Annotated in this window: 13 protein-coding genes; 4 read left to right on the forward strand and 9 right to left on the reverse strand. The window is 70.1% G+C overall.

All coding sequences use genetic code 11. The features are described from left to right. Positions 1–408: 408 nt before the first annotated feature. The 4 genes from ACZ4SA_RS05020 to ACZ4SA_RS05035 form a co-directional block, all read right to left on the reverse strand. Positions 409–2097 (reverse strand): nickel transporter, encoded by a 1689-nt coding sequence (locus ACZ4SA_RS05020; protein ID WP_468269947.1) that lies wholly within the window; start codon positions 2095–2097, stop codon positions 409–411. Next, positions 2094–3500: a tetratricopeptide repeat protein gene (locus ACZ4SA_RS05025; protein ID WP_468269949.1), complete on the reverse strand. Its 1407-nt coding sequence runs from the start codon at positions 3498–3500 to the stop codon at positions 2094–2096. The genes ACZ4SA_RS05020 and ACZ4SA_RS05025 overlap by 4 nt, the downstream gene beginning before the upstream one ends. 108 nt (positions 3501–3608) lie before the next feature. Further along, positions 3609–5147, reverse strand: coding sequence for a DUF4331 domain-containing protein (locus ACZ4SA_RS05030; RefSeq protein WP_468269951.1), 1539 nt, complete (start codon positions 5145–5147; stop codon positions 3609–3611). A 428-nt stretch (positions 5148–5575) separates the two neighbouring features. Then, positions 5576–5779: a transposase family protein gene (locus ACZ4SA_RS05035; RefSeq protein ID WP_468270321.1), complete on the reverse strand. Its 204-nt coding sequence runs from the start codon at positions 5777–5779 to the stop codon at positions 5576–5578. Between ACZ4SA_RS05035 and ACZ4SA_RS05040 the strand changes: the two genes are divergently transcribed. Then, complete coding sequence (locus ACZ4SA_RS05040) at positions 5744–5872, forward strand: hypothetical protein (protein ID WP_468270343.1); 129 nt, start codon at positions 5744–5746, stop codon at positions 5870–5872. The two genes, ACZ4SA_RS05035 and ACZ4SA_RS05040, sit on opposite strands and share 36 nt — an antisense overlap. Positions 5873–6014: 142 nt before the next feature. Here ACZ4SA_RS05040 and ACZ4SA_RS05045 read toward each other — a convergent pair whose 3' ends face one another. Continuing rightward, positions 6015–6332 carry a hypothetical protein gene (locus ACZ4SA_RS05045; protein WP_468269953.1) on the reverse strand — a complete coding sequence of 106 codons (318 nt, stop codon included), beginning with the start codon at positions 6330–6332 and terminating at the stop codon, positions 6015–6017. A 94-nt stretch (positions 6333–6426) separates the two neighbouring features. Further along, positions 6427–7416 (reverse strand): helix-turn-helix transcriptional regulator, encoded by a 990-nt coding sequence (locus ACZ4SA_RS05050; RefSeq protein WP_468269955.1) that lies wholly within the window; start codon positions 7414–7416, stop codon positions 6427–6429. A 95-nt stretch (positions 7417–7511) separates the two neighbouring features. Here ACZ4SA_RS05050 and ACZ4SA_RS05055 point away from each other — a divergent pair, with 95 nt between their 5' ends. Next, positions 7512–8747, forward strand: a complete 1236-nt coding sequence (locus ACZ4SA_RS05055) for an FAD-dependent oxidoreductase (protein WP_468269957.1) — start codon at positions 7512–7514, stop codon at positions 8745–8747. Positions 8748–8763: 16 nt separating this feature from the next. On the opposite strand, the gene ACZ4SA_RS05060 is transcribed toward ACZ4SA_RS05055, so the two are convergent. Beyond that, entirely contained in the window at positions 8764–9114 is a 351-nt protein-coding gene (locus tag ACZ4SA_RS05060) for a hypothetical protein (protein WP_468269959.1), read from the reverse strand. Between the two features lie 587 nt (positions 9115–9701). On the opposite strand from ACZ4SA_RS05060, the gene ACZ4SA_RS05065 reads away from it, so the two are divergent. Further along, complete coding sequence (locus tag ACZ4SA_RS05065; RefSeq protein WP_468269961.1) at positions 9702–11711, forward strand: ATP-binding cassette domain-containing protein; 2010 nt, start codon at positions 9702–9704, stop codon at positions 11709–11711. Between the two features lie 64 nt (positions 11712–11775). Further along, positions 11776–12069 carry a hypothetical protein gene (locus ACZ4SA_RS05070; protein WP_468269963.1) on the forward strand — a complete coding sequence of 98 codons (294 nt, stop codon included), beginning with the start codon at positions 11776–11778 and terminating at the stop codon, positions 12067–12069. Between the two features lie 326 nt (positions 12070–12395). Here ACZ4SA_RS05070 and ACZ4SA_RS05075 read toward each other — a convergent pair whose 3' ends face one another. Together ACZ4SA_RS05075 and ACZ4SA_RS05080 are read right to left on the reverse strand one after the other, a co-directional pair. Further along, positions 12396–12695 (reverse strand): hypothetical protein, encoded by a 300-nt coding sequence (locus ACZ4SA_RS05075; RefSeq protein WP_468269965.1) that lies wholly within the window; start codon positions 12693–12695, stop codon positions 12396–12398. 184 nt (positions 12696–12879) lie between these two features. Further along, complete coding sequence (locus ACZ4SA_RS05080; protein ID WP_468269967.1) at positions 12880–13770, reverse strand: S1 family peptidase; 891 nt, start codon at positions 13768–13770, stop codon at positions 12880–12882. Between the last annotated feature and the right edge of the window lie 608 nt (positions 13771–14378).

The raw sequence follows: 14378 nt of genomic DNA on the forward strand, positions 1-14378 counted from the left end.
GATGCCCACTGCATTCGGGAGTCCCGTTGCTGGATCACGGTCACCAACGCCGGCGGGACCGCCGGGTTCCCCTTCCCACCCGTCGCTACGGAGCAGGCGCCAGGGTGATCGGGAACGCTTCCTTCCTGCGAGCCGCCCGCTTGTCCTTGCGCCGGTAGCCCGCGAGCAGCCGAAGGAGAGGGAGTCGTCCGGCTGCTGCCACAGCGGCATCGAGGTCCGGATCAGGCTCATGTCGTTCCGGTTCGTGCTCATCTTGAGGTTCCGCCGCATCAGGTGCCGGCCGTACGGTACGTCGCGGTCGTGCACGGAACCGCGACGCGACCGTTCTCGGCGCACCGGGACATCCGCCTCCCGGATGGGAACCTCGGTGCCGAGGTGCCCCGTCACGAGTCCTCGGGTGTGTGTACCTCAGCCGAGGGCCGTGGCAACACCCCTGAGCAGCAGGCCGCATCCCAGCGTCAGGACGACGACGGCCGAGACCATCGGTGCGGTTCGGCCGACCAGCGAGAAGAGCCGGCCACGCGGTCGCAGCGCCAGCCTGCGCGTGGTGGTCTCACGCAGGCGGACCACCGCGAACCCGGCTGCCGCGAGCGTGAGCGCGAGTCCGGCACCGTAGGCGACGACCAGCAGGAACCCGAACCAGGCCTGGCCGAGGGCCGCCGCCCCCACCAGGACGACGACGGCCGAGGGACTCGGCACCAGTCCGCCGGCGAGACCCATCAGGACCACCCCACGCAGACCGGGAGCGGGAGGGACATGAGAGTGCCCGTGCGCATGGCCATGGCCAGGGTGGTGGCCGTGCGCGTGGTCATGGCCAGGGTGGTGGCCAGTGCCTGTGGGTACGGGCGCCGCGTCGGACGGACTCACCGCAGCGCCGTGTCCGGCGCCGACCGCGGCCAGTGCCGGCACCCGCTTCGCGGCGGGTACATCCGTACTCCCGGCGGCCTGCGGAGGACCGTCAACATGCTCGCGGTCATGGCCGAGCTCGTGGCGGTGCCCGTGCCTGTGCCCGTGAGCGTGTGGTTCGCGGCGCCGTCGCCATGCCCTGCGGACGAGCAGCAGCCCCGCGACGGCCACCAGCCCGCCGCTCGCCACCGTCAGCCAGGAGACCACGGTGGGCGCGGCCGCCGAGCCCGCGGTGATCAGCGCCCCCAGGGCGAAGACGCCCAGCGTGTGCGTCAGGGTCACCGACGCACCGAGCGTGAGCACATCACGCAGCGAGGTCCGGCCGCCGGCCGTGGCGGCGGCAGCCATCATCGTCTTGCCGTGGCCCGGTGCCATCGCGTGCAGGGCGCCGAGGCACAGGGCCACGGCGAGTGCGAACGCCGCGAAGCCTGCGGTCAGTTCGTGCCGGGCCACCAGCCCGGTCAGGGCCTCGGCCCAGCGGTCCGCGCCACGCGGCAGCACGCCCGCCACCGGTGATCCGTTCCTGTCCGCCTCGCTGCCGCCGTCCGCGAGGGCGGGTCCACCGGACCGGACAGTGAAGGCAGCCGCCGTGTGCTCGGGCGGGGAGGAGAGGAGGTCGTCGGGGTACGCGCTCAGCCGACGCGATACGGACCGCTGCGGCGCGTCCGAGCCGTGGAGGGTCATTCCGTCACCGCGCCCGGTGATTTCCCGCCAGCCTCCCACGGTCGAGGCATCCGCGGGCCGGTACGCGATACGGATGTCCTCGCCACGTGCCAGCGGTGCCGTCAGCTCGCAGGTCACACGCAGTGTCTTCAGTCCGGCCTGCCCGGGACGTTCTTCGGCGCGCGCCCGGCCGGCCGTGACGGTGGTCCGCTCTCCTCCACCGACGACGAGCCGTGCTCCTCGCGCCGCCGCGTCGCACCGCGTGCGGGCCCACGCCGACAGTTCGGCCTCGGCCGGACGGCCGTCCCCGTCGGTGTCGATGCGGGGCTGTTCCTGCGCGGCGGGGATCTCCGCCAGATCCTCCACATGGTCCACGCGCAACCGGCCCGGTGACACGACGATGCCGTCGTACTGGCTCACCGTGAAGTTCCCGAGGGGATGCGCCCCGGCGGCCCCGGCGGGCACCAACGCGAGTGCGGTGCCCGCCATGAGTACAGCCAGGGCGCGGAAGGCGCTGCGGCGCCTCATGACGCGCTCCGCCCGCTCGGGCCCGCCGGGTCCGGCAGGGCCTTCAGCGCCGATTCGGCCCGGCGCGCCCCGACGGGCGAGAAGCCGGGGTTCAGATCGAGCGCTGCGCGCAGATGGCGCGCGGCCTGTGTGTCGTCACCGAGGGCTCGTTCGATCATGCCCAGGTGGTAGAGGAACGACGCGTTGCGGTATCCGGGCGAGGGCGCCGTCGCCTTCCTCGCATAGACGAGGGCCTCCCGGTCCCGGCCGTTGGCATGGAGTGCCCATCCGAGCGCGTCCGCGGTGTGCACGGTCTCGCGGCGTTTCCACTCGGCGCGCGCCGAGGCCAGTGCCTCGGCGGCGTCTCCGTGGTCGGCGGCGACGAGGGCCGACTCCAGGTCAGTGGCAACACCGCCTGCGTCTGCCAGCCGCATCCATGTGCCGGCCAGCTCGTACTGCCGAGCGGCCTCGGTCCGGTCCCCGGCCGCCTCGTGCAGCTCCCCGAGTGCTGCGACCCTCCCCGGCAGCGGCTGGCGCCGGGCGACCTCCTCGAGAGCTCTCAGCGCCTTGCGCTCCTCCCCTTGTGCGGCATACGTGCGCCCACGCCCCTCCAGGGCCGGCAAGTGCTGCGGATCGGCGCGCAGTGCCTCGGCGTAGTGGTCGAGGGCCTGCTGGTACCGGCCCTGGCTCCAGTCGAGTTGGCCGAGCGCGGTGGCGACGTACGCCCGGTCCGCCGCAGCCGTCGCGGACCTCAGGGCCCGCGTCAGCACACGTCTGGCTCCTTCCTCGTCGCCGCGCAGCTCGAGCACATACGCGTAGCGCGTGAAGACCGGGATGCCGGGGCGGCGGCGGTCGGCGAGCTGCACGGCCCGGTACGCCTCGTCGTACCGCCCGAGTTCGACGAGCGCGTCGACCCGGCCGGCGAGTGCCCGCTCGCTGTACTGGTTCACCCGCAGAGCACGGTCCGCGAGGTCCAGGGCGGACGCGAAGTCGTGCCGGGCGGCGGCCAGCACGGCCTGCCCCGCGAGCGCGGCATCGTTCTCGGCGGCGGGACGCAGCTTCAGCGAACGCACGAACGCCTTCTCGGCCTTCGGATACCGCGTGGGATCACCACTGATCCTTGCCTGTTCGACGTACGCGACGCCGAGCGTCGCCCACCCGGTGGCATCCTTGGGCTGTGCGTCGAGGTGCTGCTGCAGGGCCGCCGTTCCCCGCGCGAGATCGTCTGCCGGCAGCCGCTCCACGGGGAGTCCCGCGGCGAGCACGGGCGCGCTCCGCGCCGGGCGGCCGGAGCCGGCGTCCGCACCGAGTGCCATCGAGGCGGCGGTGAGTCCCAGGGCCACGGCCGCAATGGCGGCGATGCGCAGGTGCGGGCCGATCCCCCGCTCACGTACTCGCGCAAGCAGCGGCTTCCGTACGGGCATGTGTGTCAACTTCCTCGTTCCGGTCGAAGCGAAAGGTGGCCCGGCGGCGCCGCCGTGGGGGGCGGATGGCGCCGCCGGGCCGTTCGGGGTGACCTGTGTCCCGTCGGGTCAGCCGAGCCAGGAGCGGCTTGCGGTGCGGCGGCGCGATCGCAGCCAGAGGGCTCCGAGCCCGGCCACCAGCAGGGCTCCGGCGCCTCCCGCGGCCAGCACGGTGCCGTCGCTCCACGATCCGGTGAGGCCGGAGACTCCGCCCGTCAGGCCGGTGGCGCTCTTCGTCCCGGCGTCGGCGGCTGTCCGGGTGTCGGACCCGGAGGCAGGCAGGGCGACGTAGGGGAAGGAGTGGCCGAACGCCTTGTCGTTGGCGTCCACCGCATCGCCCAGGTCGTTCTCGGAACCGACGAGTTCGCCCTCGACGACCTGGAGGGCGATGTCAAGTACGTCGTCCGTCAGGCGTCGCCCGTTGGGGAAGCCCGCGTTGTCGCCGTCCAGCACGCCCAGGCGCTTCGGCTCACCCGTGGGTTTGACCGCCGTGTTCAGCCGCAGCATCTCGGAGGGTGTCCCGCCGGGCGGCTGGTTGATGTCCTTGACACCGGTGAGGAACACCGAGACGAGGTCCTCGCGCGGCTCGGCCGGAGCCTTGATCTTGTAGATCGCCTCGATGAGCTTCGGCAGCTCGGGCTCGGTGACGTTCTTCAGGAAGTCACCGTCGTTCTCGGGCGACGAGGCGTTGAACTTGTCCTTGTCCTTGACCGGGTTGACGACCTCGTTGACCAGGGGCATGCCGAGCCGCGACACCTGGGTCCAATGCCCTTCGGCGTTCTGGCGCTCCGTCGTCGAGTAGATGCCGATGACCGGCTGAGCCTCGGACTCCCGCAGAAAGGCGTTCGGGACCTGCAGCGCGATCGTGTTGACGTTGTAACCGCGAAGCGTGTCGTTGCCGACTTCCGACAGGTCGCCGCCGTACAGCAGGTCGAAGACGCGCAGGTCGAGGAAGAACGGGTCGTCGGCCTGGCCTGCGAAGGTCTTCAGCCCGCCCGGGATCTCGTGGACGGCCTGGTCGCGCAGCTTCTGGTAGTCGGGCATGGATGCCTTGCCGACGTTCGCGGGAGCCGTCGGCAGGTGCTTGGCGAGTTGGTGCGAGGAGACCACCTTGCCGTGCTCCAGCCGAAGGAGCTCGATGTCGTAGGTCTGGGTGAAGTTGAGGTCGGGGTCGTCCAGGCTCTCCACGACACCCGTGTTGTGCAGGAAGGTGTTCTCGTTCTTTCGGTGGTCCTTGAACGTGTACCGGTACAGCAGATCGTCCTGCGCGTCACCGTCGCTGTCGACGTGGATGCTGTAGCGGGCGTCTCCTGCGAACGGGAAGAAGTTCGGGCCGCCCGCAGGCTCCTGGAACGGCAGCCAGTTCGCCACGACCGTCGTGGTGTCGGGATGGTCCGGGCTGACGAATGCGTACACGTCCGTGTTGTCGAACTGTGGCTGCCCCGATATCAACGGGGCCTCCCGGTGGCTCGATGCCGTCGCGGTCTGTGGCTGGAGCATCGCCGCACCAGCGGCCGATAGCCCGGCCGCGGCCAGCGCCCCGCAGGTGACCAGGGCAACGCTCCTGCGTGTCGGTCGAGGCCACCGGCCCCAGCTGATTGGCGTCATCGCGTTCGTCCTTCGTCCGACTTCCGGTCCGACCCGGTTGTACGTCCAGTACGTACGCGACCGCCGTTCTGCTCGGCGTTGATCGCCACTACTTCGCGCGTTGCGTCTCCGCACGGGTGTCGGCGGCATCGCTCCGGTGACAGTCGGGGCGGGCATCTGCGCAGGTCGGGTCCCGTGCGACAGGGGCGGGCGGCAGGCTGTGAGGAGACGGTGTGTCGGATTGCTCACGGACGGAAGAAGGTTCGACTCGGCGGCCGGGGGCGGCGGAAGGCCCGCGGTGGTCCTGGCGTGGGGCGTTCCGGCGGCGCAGAGCGCCGTGATCCACCGCGGGTAGCGCCGACCTGCCAGGCCGGGGCACGACGACGGCGGGATCCGGTCTCAGCCGCGGTTGTCAGCCACGCCCAACCTCCGTGACCCTTTCGTCGGCGTCACGAACGCTCAGCGACCAGCCGCCGCGGCAGTACCGGATCAGGCCGCACGCCGAGCCGTTCCAGCACCTGCGGTGGTGCGTCCACGATCCACTCGCTGACCGCGAGCAGTGAGGTTGCCCCGGCCAACACCGCACACGCGGCCAGCGCGAGCACGACGGGCAGGGCGTGCCGAACCCCGCGCGGATCGCGAGGATCTGGCACCTCGGCCAGCCGTTCCAGCAGACCCGGCGCCTCCCCTGGCACAACCTGGGGCCGCTCGCGGAGCTGGTCAAGGGCAGGTGGGATCAGCGATGATGCGTCAGCAGGCACAGCCTTCCAGGCAGGTCACGGGGCGTAGAGAACTCCATGATCTTGGAAACCGTGCCTGTCCTGTTCGCCAGGAGCCGTCCACCGGCAGAGAGAAGACTCCCTGGTCGGCCGTCGTTTCTGCAGAGGGCTAACCGAGCGGCAGCTCGACACGTCGTCCGAGGCCGATCTCCTCCGCCTCATCGGTCGTGACCATCGCGAACACTCCGCTCGGGATGTCCGGAAGCCCAGCCGTGCCAGAAGCCACGGCCAGGAGAACCTCCTCAGTGGCTCCGGTGATGAAGAAGACGTACACCCCGTCACACTCCTCGCCATCGTCATACACCTCCGCCGCCTCCTGCTCAGCGAGGAAGTCCTCGACCTGGTCGATCCACGGGAAGGGATAGGAACCTTCCGGAGCGCTTGGGGCTTCCCCAAGGGGCACATGAATCTCAACGACCATGTCCATGAGGATCATTGTCGCTGGTCAAGGCCATGTAACCGACCCCGCTCTCGGAGCACCGCGAGGCGCGACAAATCAACGTGAACCGGACAGCACCTGGCTACGCCGAAGCCTTGGCCCATCGGTGTGCGAGGCGTCGGCATGCCTGGACGAGTTCGGCTGGGTGGAGGTCGGTGAGTTCGGTGTCGAACGTCGCGAGGATCCCGGCGATGCCAGCCCAGGACCAGGCCCCGAGAGTGAGCCGGCAGTAGTCGGTGTCGAGGTGTTCGACGACGGACCCGCCTGGTGCCCAGCGGGCCACGACGTGAGCGGGCAGGTGAAGACGGGCGGTACCGGTGCATTGCCAGGAGGCGGGGGTGTCGCCGCGGTCGTGGCTGCTCATCACGAAGTGGGCGAGGTCGTCGCCGGGAAGCTTGCGGGCGGCGAAGCGCTGCGTTGTAGGGCGGGGGCGCAGTCGATCGACGCGGTGCACACACCATCGGTCGTCGGTGAGGTCGTAGGCGACGAGGTACCACCGCGCGGCCCAGACGACCAGGTGGTGGGGCTCGATACGGTGGGCGGGCAGGAAGTCGGGGTCACCGGATTCGGGGCGTGTGCCGTCGGGACGCAGTGTCTCGGTGACGAGTAGGTGGCGGTGGCGTACCGCGGTTCCGACGGCGGTGAGGGCGGCCGGGTCGATGGGGGGCGCTGGGAACTCCCAGTAGTTCTCCAGCCGCGTCAGGCGCAGGCTCTCCATGGATGCCCGCAGCGCAGGGGGCATGACCTGGTGCAGAGTGGCCAGTGCCCGCGCCGCGTCGTCTCCGAGGCCGAACATCGTACTGGGCGCGGTCTGCAGGGCCACCGCGACCGCGAGGGCCTGATCGTGGTCGAACAACAGTGGCGGCAGGGTGTGCCCGGCGCCGAGCCGGTAGCCGCCGTCGGGGCCGTGGATGGTGGCGATCGGGTAGTCCAGCTGGCGCAGGGTTTCGATGTCGCGGCGGACGGTGCGTTCGCTGGCCCCGAGCCGTCTGGCGAGCTCGCGCAGCGGCCACTGCCGTCCTGATCCGAGCAAGGACAGCAGTCGCAACGCCCGGTGTGAGGTGTTCGCCATCGTCCCATCATGACCGGTAGTGGCCACTAGGTGTCCACTACCGATGTCAGGGTGGGTTCTGTTCAGGCGAGCAGTGGCGGAAAGGACGGTCGGGTATGCGTGTGGTCGTGGTCGGTGGCGGGATCGGCGGGCTCGCACTGGGGGCGGGACTGCGTCGCCGGGGGTTCGAGGTGGCGGTATTCGACCGCGACACCGATGTGGGGGCGACGGGCGGCTACCACATCACCCTGGACGAGCGGGCGCAGTCGGCGCTGAAAGATCTGGTGGAACCGAAGATCATGCAGCGGTTGCTGGCATCGGGTTCGGCGCTGCGGCTGCGCGAGCGTGACGCGTTCTGGGACCGCCGCGGCCGGCTGCTCGGCCATGGGCCGGACCTCAGCGGCAGCGGGAGTGTCGACGTCGATCGGATCACACTGCGGATGCTGCTGGCCGAAGCGGTCGGTGATGGCCTGCACCTGGGATGCAGCGTGTCCGACGTTGGCCATAATGACGACGGCGCGCCCGGGGTTCTGTTCACCGACCGCTCGCCGGTCTCGGCGGATCTGGTGGTGGGCGCGGACGGCACCCACTCGGTGGTCGCCCGCCACCTGGCGGGAGGCCCGACTAACAGCCCGGCGGGCATCATCGGGTTCTCCGGCCGTACTCTCCTACAAGACCTGAGCCCCGGCGAGCAGCAGCGGCTGAGGCCGCGATCGGGGCTGGCGGTCGGCCCGCGCGGAGCAGCGCTCTACATCGGCTTCCTCGACCCGGTCGGCAACGCCGCGCTCGTCGCCCCCGAGCTGCGGATGTCGGTTACCACCGGACCCACCTACATCTGGGGCGCCATGTTCCCCGAATCCGCTGCGACTGAATCCCTGCGTGACCTGCGTGGCGGCGAGTTGAAGACCGCGCTGCTCGGACGGTTCCGCGAGCGAAGCTGGGCCGAGCACACGCTCGAGATCATAACCCGTGCCGACCCGCTCAGCGTGGCTGGGTTCCGCTTCAACGCCGCCTCCACCCGCGCGGACGATCTCGCACCCTGGCCCGCGGGCCGCATCACCGCGCTTGGCGACGCCGTCCACGCCACACCACCCACCGCCGGAATGGGAGCCGGCGCGGCCATCCGCGACGCCGCCAGCCTGCTCAAGCACGTCAGCAACGCTGCCGACGGCACCACTCTCACCGACGCCGTCGGCCAGTTCGAGGCCGGCATGCGCCAGCGCGGCAGCGAAGTCCTCACCCTGGCCATGAAGACAGTCCGATGGATTCTGGCCACCGACACCACGCTCGGCGCCGCAGCCACCGTCGTGAGCACCCCGATTCTGGCCGCAGCCGCCCGGCTACGTCACTGACGAGCCGCGTGACTTCTTAGCCCGGAAGCCTCCGACGCCCGCCGGTCAGGGTGGTGTGGATGACGTCCTGCGTAGCCGGTCGAGGCTGCGGTGTGGCTGCGGTGCCGTGCACAACGACGGAGACGAGCACGTTGAAGGCGACGACGGACCAGAGCTGTTGCGCGTGGGCGGTGAAATCGTCGCTGTGGCCGAGGGCGTAGGCGAGGTAGAAGAGTGAGCCGATTCCTCGGATACCGAAGAGGGAGGCGACCGGCCGCTCCCGGGGGCCGGCGGGGAAACCGAGTTGGCTGACCCACCCCGCGGCAGGGCGGACGATCAGCACGAGCAGGACGGCGACGAGTGCTCCTTGCCAGGTGAGGTTCGGCAAGCCAGTAGTGGCGAGGTAGCCCCGAGAGCGAAGAGCAGGAAGGCGGTGAGCAGCCGTTCGATCTGCTCGGTGAACTCATGCAGTACTCGGTGGTAGCCGTGGCTGCGCTCGGCCGATCGGGACTGCTGCAGAGGCAGCCCGGCCCGGGTGTGTTGTCCCTGCCTACGGTGCCTCCCGGAACGCCTGTAGCTGCGGTGATTGCTCGAATAGGGCGAACGTGGATGCTCCTGCTTCGATGTTGTGGAGAGCGGAGAGGGTGGTGACGTCACCGGCGTCCAATTGCACCCGAGGCCAGACGCAGTTGACCACGAGCGCCTAATAGAACACCCTTCCACGTTCTGCCCCGGAACTACCCGTTACGGGTCCATCCAGGGGCCGTTATTGGAGCACCAGTACCCCTCGTGCACCCATCTGGAGGACCTCCTGAACCCCACGCCTACCCTCGTACCTCCCTCCATCCTTTTCGAACATCGCCGGCCTGCCGTCCCGTACTCCGCGTGCGTCCGGCGCCATGTCTGCGGTGCCTGCGGTGCCTGCCATGCCTGCGGCGCCCGCCTCTCAGCACAACCGGATGCGAGGTGACCGGCATGAGCGATCCCACGGATGCCGATGCCCCTGCCGGTGCCGGCAGCATCCCGGCACCGCGCACCGCCCCACTGCCTCCCCCGCCCGCGACGGTGCCCGCCGGCCCCCAGGACGACAACCTGACCGACGAGTTGGAAGAGGCGTACTGGTCGGTCCACGACGGCGCCGCCGCCGGCGCCACCGTGCGCCAGGTCCTCGTACGCCTGCCCGAGATCACCGCCCTGATCGGGCGGCTCGCCTGGAAGGCCGACCGGCGCGCCACCCTCTGCATCCTCGTGTGCCAGCTGGCATCGGCCGCGATGAGTGCCTTCGGGCTGATCGCCGGCGTAGCGGTCCTCCAGCACCTGTTCGCCCAGGGACCCACCCCCGACCGCGTGCGGGCTTCCATTCCTCAACTGCTTCTGGTGGTGGGCCTACTGGCCGCCCGTGCTGCACTCGAGGCGGCCGTCGCGGTCGCGCAGGCCCGCGTCACACCGAAGATCCGCACCGCCCTGGAGTGCGAGTTCCTCCGTCTCACCGCGCACGTACGGCTCGAGGCGGTCGAGGACGCCGGCTGGCACGACGAGGTCCACCGCGCCAACGACCGCGGGCTGTTCTACGCACGGCAGATCGTCGGCCAAGTCGTCTCCCTCGCCTCCGCCGCGCTCGCGCTCGTCGGAACCGCCGGTGTGCTCGGTGTCCTCCATCCCGCGCTCCTGCCGCTTCTCCTGCTGTCCGTGCTGCCCGTCGGCTTCGCCGCCGTGCGCAGCGCCCGAGCCCGGTTCGCGTCCTTCAAGCGGTGGAACGCCCTGCAGCGCCGCGTCCGGGTCTTCTCCTGGCTGATGCTCGACGTGGACGCCGCCGCCGAGCTGCGCTCGGACACCGCGCAAGGTGCTCTGCTGGACGAACACCGGCGCCTGACCGTGAAGATCGCCGAGGAGGACACCCGGCTGGGCGTGCACTCGGCGCTGCTCAACCTCGCGGGGCGGGCCGTCGGCGGACTCGGCAGCGGCATCACCTACGCCGCTCTGGCGAGCATGCTGATCACCGGATGGCTTCCGCTGGCCGCCGGGGCCGGCGCGGTCCTCGCCATTCAGTCCGGCCAGGCTGCACTCACCCGTCTCGTCGAGGTCGCCCACCTCGTCTACGAGCACGCCCTGTGGGTGGACGACCTCCTCGCCGTGCAGGAACGCAGCCGCCAACTCCTGCCGATGCAGGCAGCCTTGGAAGCACCGTCGGCGGTGAGGACGGTCACGGTGACCGACGTCCACTTCACCTATCCCGGCAAGGACTCTCCGGCCCTCAACGGCATCCACATGACCCTGACGGCCGGGGAGAAGGTCGCCTTCGTCGGCCTCAACGGCTCGGGCAAGTCCACCTGCGCCAAGCTCCTGGCCGGACTGTACGAGCCGCAGCAGGGCTGCGTGCGGTGGGACGGCGTCGACGTGCGGGACATGGACGCCCAGTCGCTGCACCGTCAGGTCGCGTGCGTATTGCAGGAGCCGGTTCGCTTTCCGTTCAGCGCCCTGTCAAACATCACCGCAGCGACCGGCACCCTCACCGAGGCCCACCCCGAGCGCGCCCTGGCCGCCGCCCACGCCTCCGGCGCCGACGGCGTCATCGCCTCGCTGCCCGACGGCTGGCGGACGCTGCTGTCCAAACGGTTCAAGGGCGGACAGCAGCTGTCCGGCGGCCAGTGGGCGAAGATCGCGGTGGCCCGCGGCCTGTACAAAAACGCGCCACTGCTGCTCCTCGACGAGCCGACCGCAAGCATGGACCCGCCCTCCGAACACTCCGTCTACGAGGCCGTGCTGCGCGGACGACTGCGCGAGGACCAGATCACCGTCCTGATCTCCCACCGGCTCGCCAGCGTCGTCGACTGCGACACGATCTACGTCTTCGACGACGGCCGCATCACCGAGTCCGGCACCCACGACGACCTGATGGCCCTCGGCGGTGCCTACTCGGCGATGTTCACCCTGCAAGCCGGTGGCTACCGGCCTCGCACCGCGGAGCCGGAGGTGGCCACATGACCACCGCCGCCCCTTGGCCCACCGCACTCGTCGGCGCCCACGCCCGTTCCACGTTCCACGCAAGGTGCCCGCATGCCACCATCCGCCCGATCCGACATCCGCGCCCACGTCGAGAGGTATCCAGGGCGACAGCGGCGGCGAGCCGCACCACCTGGAGGACCCCTACGCCCGCGTCGAGGACGTCCGTGCCGCTGTCGACTACATGCAGTCGCTCGACCACGTCGACGCCGAGCGCATCGGAACGCCGGGCGTCTGCGCCGGCGGCGGCTACAGCGTCATTGCCGCGAGGGCGGCGGGACGCCCATCGCTTGGCGAGAACACCCTTGGCGTTTCGCCGACCTGCGAGGAAGGATGCTGACATGGAGCGACGGACATCCCGGCAACATGATGAGGCAGACCTCACGATCGCAGGGATCGGGTTCCTTGCGATTCTGGCGGCGTTCGCAACTATCGGTCAGGTGGTCGCGGAGGCCGTTCTCCCCGCAGGTTCATCGGCGGGCACCGTCTGCCGTTGGGGCGCTGCTGGGATCGGGCTGATATGCGGCGGTGTCTGGCTCGTCAGGCGACTTACCCGGTGAACACCCTTCCAGCGAGCGTAGTCAGCGCTCTGTCAGGTGCGGCGGCGCGGCCTGTACGGGTGGGCGTTGCTCGAGCTGGTTGCGCGGGAGTTGCCCTGTGGGCGGATCATTCGAGGCCGCGCCAGATGTTGTCGAAGGCAGCCTGCTCGAAACCCCGCCGCTGCCGCTCTGCCTCCAGTTCCAGCAGTGCGTCGTTGACAGCGGCCACCACCGTCGCCACGGCATCGTCCGCGGGGTCTCCGGTCTGCTGCTCGCCACGGATCCCGAGGCCCTCGGCGAGAGCGACGAGAACGGGCTCGGCGGATGCCCAGCGCTGCGCCGCATGGCGGCGGGAGGGCGAACCGACAAGGACTCTGTCGTTGAGGTGCCTCGCCGGTGCTGCAGGACCTCCGGGCCTCTGCGGCAACCAGTGATCCCGACGACCGCTGGACTGATGTCCGAATTCGAGTTTACGCAGCGTGCACAGTGCCTGCATCCCGCCCGCGCCCCTCATCGCCGGACGTTCCGGGTGCCGGGGCGGTCCCACCGGCCCGGCACCCGTCACTACGGCAGCGCGTCACACCGCCACCGCGTCTGGCACGCTGTCACGGTCAGCGGCCGAGCTTTTTCTTGATCCGCTTGCCCTCGCGGGACTCGTCGAGGGTCTTCCACAGTTTGGCCGAGCTGGTGGAGGTGTAGACGCCGGGGGCGCCCTGCTCGCCGCAGCCCTCGCCGTACGACACGATGCCGATCTGGTACGTACGGCCGGACACCTTGCGGAACAGCGGGCCGCCGCTGTCGCCCTGGCAGGAGTCCTTGCCCTCCACGCCCGCGCAGACGTTGACGGCCTTGTTGTAGCCCGGGTACGTCGCCGTGCACTCAGGGTGCGAGAGCAGGGGCACGTTCACTCCGCGCAGCCGGTCGGGGAAGCTGGGCAGCTCGGTGTCCGTGTTGCCCCAGCCGATGACCTTGGCCTTGGCGCCGGGGCGCAGGAGGGCGTCGGTGCCGGGCGTCGGCAGCTTGACGGGGGCGATGCCCTTCACCGGCTTGGCCAGCTCGAGGAGCGCCAGGTCGTATGCTTCGTCCCCCTTGAGGTAGCGGGGGTGCGAGACGATGCCGGTCACGTTGCGGAGCTGGCCCTGTCGCTTTTGGGACAGTACGGTGCGGCCGACGGTGACCTCGATCTCCTTCGCCTTGGTGCCCGTCACACAGTGGGCGGCGGTCATGACGACGTCAGGGCTGATCAGGCTGGCGCCGCAGAACTGACGCTTCACCGGGCTTTTCGCGCCCTTGACCAGCACGGCCGCCATCCAGGGGTAGGCGGAGTCGGACTGCTCCACGCCGCCGATGATCTTGATGCTGGGCTTGGTCCGCTCGTCGGAAGGCGCCGCCTGTGCCGCGGCCGTCGCGGCGGCCGTGACGACGAGTGCCAGCGCCGCACTCGACGCCAGTCCGACGGAGGCTATCCGGCGGGCGTGGCGGCGGGGCAGGAAGTCTCTCATGGGGGGTTGGTCTCCATTTCCGGGTCGGTTGCCAAAGGGCCTGGCTGTTACGGTCGTTGCCCCTTCGGCACGTGCCGTGATCTCAGACCGTGGAAATGCCGCCGAGGTTCACTCGGCTGCGGGAATTCCCAGACAGACGTTCTGCGGAGCTGCGAAACGGGCGCGTTGCATGCGCAACAGGCGCTGGAAGAGCAGGATTTCGACTCGCAGAGGTGCTCGGCGGCGCTCTCGACGACGTGCGAGCCGGCCACCGCGAAGAGTGTGAGAACTTCTCGATCCGCGGCGGCAGGCAGGGGCGCGGGAATCCTCTTTGGGGCGAAGAAATCGCCGTACGCGGCGCGCTGCCGCTTCGCGAGGAGGGTGTCCGTCACTGCGGACGATCAGGGGAAAGGGGAGTACCCACTCCTTTCCACTCTCAACTTATAGCGCACAGGGGGCCTTGCGGCAAGGCCCCGGTGGTGCGGCACAATCACCGGCCGAGCCCAAATACACGTAGAAATGGGAGATTCACGAAGTGCATGCATTCTTGTCCGCTTATGGGTCGCGCGGTGACGACGAACCGATTGCGGGACTCGCGCTGCGGCTGCGGGCGCCAGGCCGGGTGCCGG

This window comes from Streptomyces sp. NPDC027962, from assembly GCF_055566095.1.

Bases quoted from the DNA above. Each gene is read 5' to 3' on its own strand.
- ACZ4SA_RS05020 (WP_468269947.1), bottom strand. From the start codon at position 2,097: ATGAGGCGCCGCAGCGCCTTCCGCGCCCTGGCTGTACTCATGGCGGGC.
- ACZ4SA_RS05025 (WP_468269949.1), bottom strand. From the start codon at position 3,500: ATGCCCGTACGGAAGCCGCTGCTTGCGCGAGTACGTGAGCGGGGGATC.
- ACZ4SA_RS05030 (WP_468269951.1), bottom strand. From the start codon at position 5,147: ATGACGCCAATCAGCTGGGGCCGGTGGCCTCGACCGACACGCAGGAGC.
- ACZ4SA_RS05045 (WP_468269953.1), bottom strand. From the start codon at position 6,332: ATGGACATGGTCGTTGAGATTCATGTGCCCCTTGGGGAAGCCCCAAGC.
- ACZ4SA_RS05050 (WP_468269955.1), bottom strand. From the start codon at position 7,416: ATGGCGAACACCTCACACCGGGCGTTGCGACTGCTGTCCTTGCTCGGA.
- ACZ4SA_RS05055 (WP_468269957.1), top strand. From the start codon at position 7,512: ATGCGTGTGGTCGTGGTCGGTGGCGGGATCGGCGGGCTCGCACTGGGG.
- ACZ4SA_RS05065 (WP_468269961.1), top strand. From the start codon at position 9,702: ATGAGCGATCCCACGGATGCCGATGCCCCTGCCGGTGCCGGCAGCATC.
- ACZ4SA_RS05080 (WP_468269967.1), bottom strand. From the start codon at position 13,770: ATGAGAGACTTCCTGCCCCGCCGCCACGCCCGCCGGATAGCCTCCGTC.